Annotated in this window: 4 protein-coding genes; 2 read left to right on the top strand and 2 right to left on the bottom strand. The window is 70.3% G+C overall.

Going from position 1 to position 3,390, the window contains the following annotated elements; translation table 11 throughout:
- The first annotated feature begins 125 nt into the window (after window positions 1-125).
- A complete protein-coding gene (locus GBZ26_RS28295; RefSeq protein WP_174441650.1) occupies window positions 126-644 on the top strand; it encodes a TRAP transporter small permease in 519 nt (172 codons plus the stop codon).
- Window positions 641-1,918 (top strand): TRAP transporter large permease subunit, encoded by a 1,278-nt coding sequence (locus tag GBZ26_RS28300; protein WP_174441651.1) that lies wholly within the window; start codon window positions 641-643, stop codon window positions 1,916-1,918. Before GBZ26_RS28295 ends, GBZ26_RS28300 begins: the two co-directional genes overlap by 4 nt.
- Window positions 1,919-2,135: 217 nt before the next feature.
- Here GBZ26_RS28300 and GBZ26_RS30500 read toward each other — a convergent pair whose 3' ends face one another.
- Both GBZ26_RS30500 and prmC read right to left on the bottom strand, forming a co-directional pair.
- A complete protein-coding gene (locus tag GBZ26_RS30500; protein WP_174441652.1) occupies window positions 2,136-2,390 on the bottom strand; it encodes a hypothetical protein in 255 nt (84 codons plus the stop codon).
- 142 nt (window positions 2,391-2,532) lie between these two features.
- Window positions 2,533-3,387, bottom strand: coding sequence for a peptide chain release factor N(5)-glutamine methyltransferase (prmC, locus tag GBZ26_RS28310; RefSeq protein WP_247884936.1), 855 nt, complete (start codon window positions 3,385-3,387; stop codon window positions 2,533-2,535).
- Window positions 3,388-3,390: the final 3 nt, after the last annotated feature.

Here is a 3,390-nt window from a genome sequence, read left to right on the forward strand (position 1 = left end):
CTAACGCAGGGGAGGGGACATTTCTCCCTCCCCTGCGAAGCGGGGGAGGGCCGGCTTGGGGCAAGCACCTCCCACATTCAACGCCGTCCGCCGCCACCTTCTGCCGCCATCAAGGGACCGCCATCATGTCGTCCTTGTTTCACAAGGGGGAAGCCGTCCTGGCGATGCTTCTCCTCGCCGTCATCGTGCTGCTCGTCTTCGCCGCCGGCGTCATGCGCTGGTTCGGCCATCCCCTGGTCTGGTCGGTGGACGTGGCGCAGCTCCTGTTCGTCTGGGTCGCCTTCCTCGGCGCCGACATGGCGCTGCGCAAGCGCGCCCACATCGGCATCGACTATCTGGTCAAGCGTCTGCCGAACTCCAGCCGGGCCGTGCTGGATGTCGTGCTGGGCGTGCTGGTCCTCGCCTTCCTCCTCACCATGACGGTGATGGGCTACCGGCTGACCATGCTGAACCTGGAACGCCAGTTCGGCGACAGCGGCATCAGCTACGCCTTCGTGACGTCGGCGGTGCCGGTGGGCTGCCTTCTGCTCGCCATCACGCTGACCGGACAGATCCTGGACACCCTGCGCGGGCTGCGCAGCCATCCCAAACCGGTCTTCGCGCCGGCCCCCAAGGCCGGCGAGATTGAGGAGGTCGTGCCGTGACCCTTCTTGCCGTCACCTTCTTCGCGCTGATGGCCTTCGGGCTTCCGATCGCCTTCGCCATCGGCATCGCCGGCTTCTCCTTCTTCGCCACCAACGACATCATCCCGATGTCCATCGGGGTGCAGCAGGTCGCCTCGGCCTCGCAGAGCTTCCCGCTGCTGGCCGTGCCCTTCTTCGTGCTGGCCGGTCACATGATGAACCGGACGGGCATCACCAGCCGCCTGATCAACTGCTCCAACGTGCTGGTGTCCTGGATGTCCGGCGGGCTGGCGCAGGTCTGCATCGTGCTGTCCACGCTGATGGGCGGCGTTTCCGGCTCGGCGGTGGCCGACGCGGCGATGGAGGCGCGCATCCTCGGCCCCAGCCTGATCGCCCGCGGCTATTCCAAGGGCTTCACCTCGGCGACCATCGCGGTCGGCTCGCTGATCACCGCGACCATCCCGCCCAGCCTGGGGCTGATCCTCTACGGCTTCGTCGGCAACGTGTCGATCGGGCGGCTGTTCCTGGCCGGCGTCATTCCAGGCCTGCTGATGATGGCCGGGCTGATGCTGACGGTGTGGCTGATCGCCAAGCGGCGTGGTTACCGTCCGGAGATGGCCGAGCGGCCGACCCTGCGCGCCGTGGGCCGGGCGATGGCCGACGCGAAATGGGCGCTGCTGTTCCCGGTGGCCCTGCTGTTCGCCATCCGCGGCGGCCTGTTCACCCCGTCGGAGGTCGGCGCCTTCGCCGTCGTCTACGCCGCCGTCGTCGGCTTCCTGCTGCACCGGGAACTGACCTGGGCCGCGGTGGCCGAGGCGCTTCAGGAAGCGGTGGTGGACACCGGCCTGATCATGCTGATCATCCTGTTCTCGGGCATGGTCGGCTACGCCATCATCTTCGAGCAGGCGCCCCAGACCATCGCCGAGGCGATGACCCAGCTCACCACCAACCCGCTGCTGGTCGTGGCGCTGATCCTGATCTTCCTGTTCATCGCCGGGCTGTTCGTCGAAAGCACGGTGCTGGTCCTGCTGCTGACGCCGATCTTCCTGCCGATCGTGACGCCGCTGGGCGTCGATCCGGTGCATTTCGGCATCCTGATGATGACCATCGTGACGCTGGGCTCGATGACGCCGCCGGTGGGCGTGGCCATGTACACGGTGTGCAGCCTGCTCGACTGCCCGGTCGAGGAGTACATCGTCGAATCGCTGCCCTTCGTCGGCACGGTCATCGCCCTGGTCGCCGTGCTGGCTCTGTGGCCGGGGCTGGTGCTGTTCCTGCCGAACATGCTGATGTGAGGCCTGATGTGAGGGAAGAGGGCTTGCTAGGGGGCGGGGCGCTGATATACTAATATATAGCGCTCCGATCTCTCGGCGGACCCACGGCCGGTCCGGGCACACCAAGCCCCGTCCATGGAGCGTCCTTGTCATTGTGGAAACGGGGCAGGGCCGCGTGTGAAGGGAAAACGCCAAGGGGCGGTCCGGGCAGGGCCGCCCCTTCGCGCGTCCGCACACGCTATTTCCCCGTGACCACCCCCCAGAGCGGCTCGATCACCCGATGCACCAGGGGGACCAGCAGGGCGCCCAGCAGCAGCCCGAACACCCCGGCCCCCGCCGCTCCGACCCGCCCTTCCACCGCGGCCCTCGCCGCCTGCACCGCCCCGCCCGCCGCCGGGGCGGCCCTCCGGATGCCCGGCCCCGCCGCGGAACCAACCGCGGATGGGTCGCAGGGATCAAATCGACGCGCCCAACCGATCAACCGGTCTGCCATCTCGGACGTCCGCCCAACCGCGCGGGGTTTCCGGAGGCCATGGGTACGCCCTGGGATGATCGTCCCCGGGCCATCGTCGTCCTTGCACCCTACTGGGGACCGCGCGTCAATCCAACCTTTTTTTTGGGGGGATGGGGCGAAATCACGACCGTCTCCGCCCCAGGACACAGCGTTCCACGCCGCCCAGATCGCGGAAGACGCCCGCCGGCTCCAGCCCGGCGGCGGCCAGCAGCCCCGTCACGTCCGCCGCCTGCCCCTGTCCGACCTCCAGCCCGGCCAGACCGCCCGGCGGAAGCAGGTCCGGCAGTTGCGCGGCGATGATCCGGTAGGCATCCAGCCCATCGGCGCCGCCGTCCAGCGCGCGCAGCGGGTCGTGCTCCCGCACCTCCGGGTCCAGGGCGGCGATGTCGGCGCTGGGGATGTAGGGCGGGTTGGAGACGACGACGGCGAAGCGCTCGCCCAATCCGGCGCCCCAGTTGCCGGTCTGGAAGCGCGCCCGCTCCGCCAGCCCGTTGCGCGCCGCGTTCGCCGTGGCGGCGGCCACCGCGCCGGGGCTGAGATCGACGCCGAGGCCTGTGGCGTTGGGCAGTTCCGCCAGCAGGGCCAGCAGGATGCAGCCGGTCCCGGTGCCGAGGTCGAGCAGCCGCAGCGGGGCGTTGCGGTCCGGCAGGGCCTTCAGCACCGCCTCGACCAGCGTCTCGGTGTCGGGCCGGGGTTCGAGCGTATCCGGGTTGAGGGCAAGGTCGATCGTCCAGAACTCGCGATGGCCGAGGATGCGCCCCACCGGCTCCCGCCCCGCCCGCCGCTCGACCAGGGCGAGGAGGCGCGCGGCGTCGGGCTCGGGGACGGGGTCGCTGGCCCGGGTGAACAGGTCGGGGCGGGTGGGGGCCGGCCGGGGGTCGCCGCGCAGGCGCGCGCCGAGGGCCGGGGGGGGGCGGCCGGCCTCGCGCCGGGGGGAGGCGGCGGGGGGGGGGGGGGGGGTGGCGGTGTCTAGCAGACA

Origin of the sequence: Azospirillum formosense (assembly GCF_013340925.1) — a bacterium.
GTDB lineage: Bacteria > Pseudomonadota > Alphaproteobacteria > Azospirillales > Azospirillaceae > Azospirillum > Azospirillum formosense.

Coding starts and splice junctions, on each gene's coding strand:
- GBZ26_RS28295 (WP_174441650.1), top strand. CDS start 126: ATGTCGTCCTTGTTTCACAAGGGGGAAGCCGTCCTGGCGATGCTTCTC.
- GBZ26_RS30500 (WP_174441652.1), bottom strand. CDS start 2,390: ATGGCAGACCGGTTGATCGGTTGGGCGCGTCGATTTGATCCCTGCGAC.